The sequence below is a fragment of the Methanophagales archaeon genome (genome assembly GCA_021159465.1).
GTDB lineage: Archaea > Halobacteriota > Syntropharchaeia > Alkanophagales > Methanospirareceae > G60ANME1.
Genome location: JAGGRR010000110.1, coordinates 1 through 4,160, shown reverse-complemented (window position 1 = coordinate 4,160; position 4,160 = coordinate 1). Strand labels below are relative to the sequence as shown.

At 49.2% G+C, this 4,160-nt stretch carries 9 protein-coding genes; 8 read left to right on the top strand and 1 reads right to left on the bottom strand.

Annotated elements, in window-relative coordinates:
- Positions 1 to 365: hypothetical protein (locus J7J01_05475; GenBank protein MCD6210327.1), on the top strand; the 365-nt coding region annotated here is incomplete at its 5' end.
- Positions 366 to 381: 16 nt separating this feature from the next.
- Complete coding sequence (locus tag J7J01_05470; protein MCD6210326.1) at positions 382 to 765, top strand: hypothetical protein; 384 nt, start codon at positions 382 to 384, stop codon at positions 763 to 765.
- On the opposite strand, the gene J7J01_05465 is transcribed toward J7J01_05470, so the two are convergent.
- The gene (locus tag J7J01_05465; GenBank protein ID MCD6210325.1) at positions 760 to 978 is read right to left on the bottom strand and encodes a helix-turn-helix domain-containing protein; all 219 of its coding nucleotides are present in this window, start codon (positions 976 to 978) and stop codon (positions 760 to 762) included. The genes J7J01_05470 and J7J01_05465 overlap by 6 nt on opposite strands.
- Before the next feature lie 111 nt (positions 979 to 1,089).
- Between J7J01_05465 and J7J01_05460 the strand changes: the two genes are divergently transcribed.
- From J7J01_05460 to J7J01_05435, 6 genes are all read left to right on the top strand, one after another.
- Positions 1,090 to 1,836, top strand: coding sequence for a hypothetical protein (locus J7J01_05460; protein ID MCD6210324.1), 747 nt, complete (start codon positions 1,090 to 1,092; stop codon positions 1,834 to 1,836).
- 13 nt (positions 1,837 to 1,849) lie between these two features.
- On the top strand, positions 1,850 to 2,149 hold the full coding sequence (locus J7J01_05455) for a hypothetical protein (protein MCD6210323.1): 300 nt from the start codon (positions 1,850 to 1,852) through the stop codon (positions 2,147 to 2,149).
- 47 nt (positions 2,150 to 2,196) lie between these two features.
- Positions 2,197 to 2,832 carry a hypothetical protein gene (locus J7J01_05450; protein MCD6210322.1) on the top strand — a complete coding sequence of 212 codons (636 nt, stop codon included), beginning with the start codon at positions 2,197 to 2,199 and terminating at the stop codon, positions 2,830 to 2,832.
- A 14-nt stretch (positions 2,833 to 2,846) separates the two neighbouring features.
- Entirely contained in the window at positions 2,847 to 3,185 is a 339-nt protein-coding gene (locus tag J7J01_05445; GenBank protein ID MCD6210321.1) for a hypothetical protein, read from the top strand.
- A gap of 4 nt (positions 3,186 to 3,189) precedes the next feature.
- Positions 3,190 to 3,807 carry a hypothetical protein gene (locus tag J7J01_05440; GenBank protein ID MCD6210320.1) on the top strand — a complete coding sequence of 206 codons (618 nt, stop codon included), beginning with the start codon at positions 3,190 to 3,192 and terminating at the stop codon, positions 3,805 to 3,807.
- A 3-nt stretch (positions 3,808 to 3,810) separates the two neighbouring features.
- Positions 3,811 to 4,160: hypothetical protein (locus J7J01_05435; GenBank protein MCD6210319.1), on the top strand; the 350-nt coding region annotated here is incomplete at its 3' end.

Here is a 4,160-nt window from a genome sequence, read left to right as displayed (position 1 = left end):
TAGGGGCTTCTGGTATTCAGATCTATTCGCCCGGCGGGATGTTCTGGTCGAAGAAGGCACTGATACTGAGGAACGCACCCTATACAATCGAGAACCCGCACGTGGGACAGATAGAAACGAGGCTGAACTTCGGAGATCACGCGAGTATGAATAAAGGTGCACGCGGGTTTGAGCGAGGCTTGCCAAAGGTTGCAGCCCGACTCCAAGATGCACTCTCCGGTTACAGAGCGGCTAACAGGATGGCGCCAGAAGAATACCCGTCCAGACAGAGAGGATACCATACGATGGATGACCTTAGGTCGATGCTGGAGCGGAAGAAAGCTATGGCTGCTGCTGCGCCGCCCGCTTATGCAGGAAGGTTCTAAGAGGTGGTGAGGAAAGATGGCAATAACGATGACGAGAGCCCTGGCAGCCGCCGCTTATGGTGGCTTGGATGCCGGGCTGGAAATGTGGGATGAGAAGAAAGGGAAGACAGAACCGTTCAAGCGGATGCAGGATTATGGCAGGATAGGTGGCGTTGTCGCCGGGTTCGCACTCGACTGGATGCGAAACCCGCTCGGTGAGCCACTGTTCTACGCATCGCTGCCACTGGTGGAAAAGACGATTAGGGACTTGGCGACGAAGGGAGGTGGCACTACCGCGGCACTGAGGCGGGTATCCTCGCCGGGGCTACAAGTGAAGCGAGTGAGCTTGAAGCCCAGTTCTTCCGAGGTTAGTGTAAGTGCAGAGTCGCCCGCTGGGGAAAGCACCGTTGAGCGCCTATAAACGGTCACACAGTGATGCGGGAAAGCCATACATAGCGTTTAATACTTTTTTGACTTCGGACAGTGGGTAGAGGAATCTGCCGGTTGGCGTCCTCACCGCCTTTATTTTCCCTTTTTTTGTCCATAACCATAGTGTTTTACGTGATATTCCCAACATAGGTGCTGCTATTCTTGGTGGCAGTAATTCGTCTTTCGTATATGCTTTTGAGTTCATCTCTCCTCCTCCCCCTCATGGGGATGATGATTCTCCTCGTAACATTTTAGACATTAGTAACAAAAACTTTATATATTATAAATTTTTACTGCAAATCGGTGATGTGAAAAAATGGGATTAGTATTGGAACACTTGAGGAGTAAAGTGAGGTCATACCCGGAGAAGACAGTGACTTTAAAGAACGCAGTCGTCACGCCAGGACAGGACGAAGTGAGTGTTGATGTGGAAGCGATATCGGAAGAGGAAGTGAAAAGGTTGGTAACGAAGCTTGACGTACTCGCGAATGTGAGGCAGAATGAATCCATCGCCGCGATGGTGGTTAACGCGTGGGACGCTATACTGACCGCTGTCCGGTGGGTAAAGGCAAACACTGCCCAAGAGTTTAAGGGGATAAAAGCAGTTGGTAAGCAGTTGGATATAGTGTGGCTTAGACCGGAGGACGTGGGGGGTTCGATACTGAACTCCGCATCAGCTTCCAACAAATACTTATACGGTGGCGCCAGCGCAGTGTATACATGGTTGCACACATTTACGGCTGGAACTAAGGACGATATGATACCGGAGCAGAAGATGAAGGAAGAGGCAGCATGTGTGCACATGGGGATGATAGACACTATAACAGAACCCTCGCCAGTGAACAGAATAACATTCAAAGTCTCCGGACAGACCACGCCGGCGCAGTCGCTTTCTTTCACGCATACTGATGGCAGTGCACTGCCTTTCCAAGAGTTTGAACTTCCGGTAGTGGTCGGACCGAAGCAGACACAAGAGATATATGTTGACCCATACATATCGAAGGACGGCAGACCCGAACTACTGACATTCCTGATAGCTATGGCGGAAGACTTGACAATATAAGGGGTGATTGAAAATGGTATTGGCAATGGAAGTTGAGACGAGCCCGACATTGGATGCTAATGGTGCTTTCACAGTATCATTCGGTGACTTCGAGAAGGTGAAGAATTCAATCGCAACGACGCAAGAACCGCTCGGTGCCGTTGGTGATGGCAAACTGTTCTGCTTCAAAACGGCTAATTCCGGTAATACGGTGACGGTGACAATACTGAAAGTGGACTTGGAGCAGGCAACGGATGCGGATAGAGACTGGGAAGTTGCGACAACCAGTGACCTGAGCGATAAGACAGTTGTAGTGATAGCGGACTGCGAATAAGGGGGATAATACCCTCCAAGAGAGACGAGAGATAAGGAGGATAAAAAATGATAACACAATTACAGCCTTTATTTAAGGGTGTGGGAATACAGGTCAGACCGGAGGACTTGTTCCTCACGAAGGGTTCATGGCTTCGGTTCAGTGATAGATTCGACGAGGAGTGGTGCAGCGGTAAAGTATTTGAGGTCGCACAAGAGCCTATCATAGTGCCATATCAAATATCGTATATTTTGCCCGGCGATGACTATAAGGATGTAGACCTTTCGAACGCCACCAGTGGTGTGAAGCTGTATCCAGAGAAGCAATATGTGCTCTACCAGATAGCGGTGGGATTCAAAATCGGGGATTATCTTGTCCATATCTACATACCGGGCACGAAATACGTGTATGAACTCGGCGATACGGATATGTATCCCGACATAACGGACGCATCGAAGAAGTATCTCGGTGCGAAGACGTATAAAGACAGCCCGGCTGATGCGCCACTCTTATTCCTATACGCTATTAAAGACATGGCTGCGTTCACTTTCAGGTTCTATGTCCTTGAAGGCGTGGATTACGAGAAGTGCACGGCAGTATTCCAGATAAATAAGTGCCAGCTGACGGAGATAGAGAAGCCTACGGAAGAGCAAATTGAGAAGGCGCTACTGATACGGCACTATGATGAACTTGTGGGTTTCTAAGGAGGTGAAAAAATATGGCTACTAAAAAGATAACGGCTAACACGACCGCACAAACAATAGCCAGTGCGGAGAAGCATAACAAGTGCAAAATCACTGCTATAACTGTGGATAATCAGCATACCGCAGCGATAAAACTGACATTACAGGACATCTTCACGCCTGACGCTTCACATGGCGTGAGTTCACCCACTGAGAAGACGATAACGAGATGGGTGAGGACAATAGGAAATGGCACTTCATATAGCGCGGACCAGAACGAACTCGCAGATTTGGTCTGCTTAGGCACGGTGAAAATGGTGGCAAGCGCTACGAGCACGGACTGTATAATCGTGGTGAATTACCACTGGGAATAACCAAATGCCTGTCGTTTTCCGTCCCGCAGACGTTCTGGAACTGAACAAATACGGAATCTTCACAAAGTGGCGCCTGCCCGGCGTGGAGATACCCGCATCCGAAGCGGTATCTATCACGGCGGAGCAGACAAACACGTGGCGAGACCCTTTCCAGGGTGCAGACCCGTATTATGACCTCGAATTCCCGATAAGGCAGTGGCGAGGTATAGATAAGTGGGGGATAATCATTGAGCGGTTCAACTGGGGACGGACATCCAGACCGGACAAGGTGTATTATGAGATATGGAACTACGGGAAACTGGTGATGCCGCAGGAGCAAGAGGGGTTTCACTGCTGTGGTGTAATAGGCGAATCGGATGTGGACAATAGGAGTACGCATCCTACCGCAGCCGAAAAATTGAAATTGAAGTTGTGGAACTGTTCGGATCCCGCAGAGGACGTGTATATCGAGTTCACAATGTGGTACTATGTATTCCCGTTAGAACATTTGGATGAAGTGATGGCAATGTCATACCAGAGCATGTTCGGTATGCTTCATGAGGACTTGAACGAGATATTAAGAGAGGTGCGGGAAGAAACAAAAGTGTTTCCGATACCGCCACCTCGTTTCGAGAGGCGATAAATTATGACCGCGATACGCAATTTTGACTTGCCGGACGGGATAAGCGATAAAATAACGGGCACGACGAGCGATAGCTATGAGGACGCACTGAGCTGGACATGCTACGGGTTGGCGGGCAAGACAATATCAATAAAGAACACGCATTCATCAAACGCACTGAAATACAAGATTTTGACATATATATACCCTGGAGGCACGAGCTTCACAGAAGTGGGTGAGACTTCTTTGAGTGCGGGCAGCTCGGCAAAGCATACTATTGGCTATCCATGTGCACGAGTGATAGTGCAGGTGAAATCGGGCACGGCGGGGAATGCCGCAACATATCAGATAGAATACACGGGTAATAGATTCGC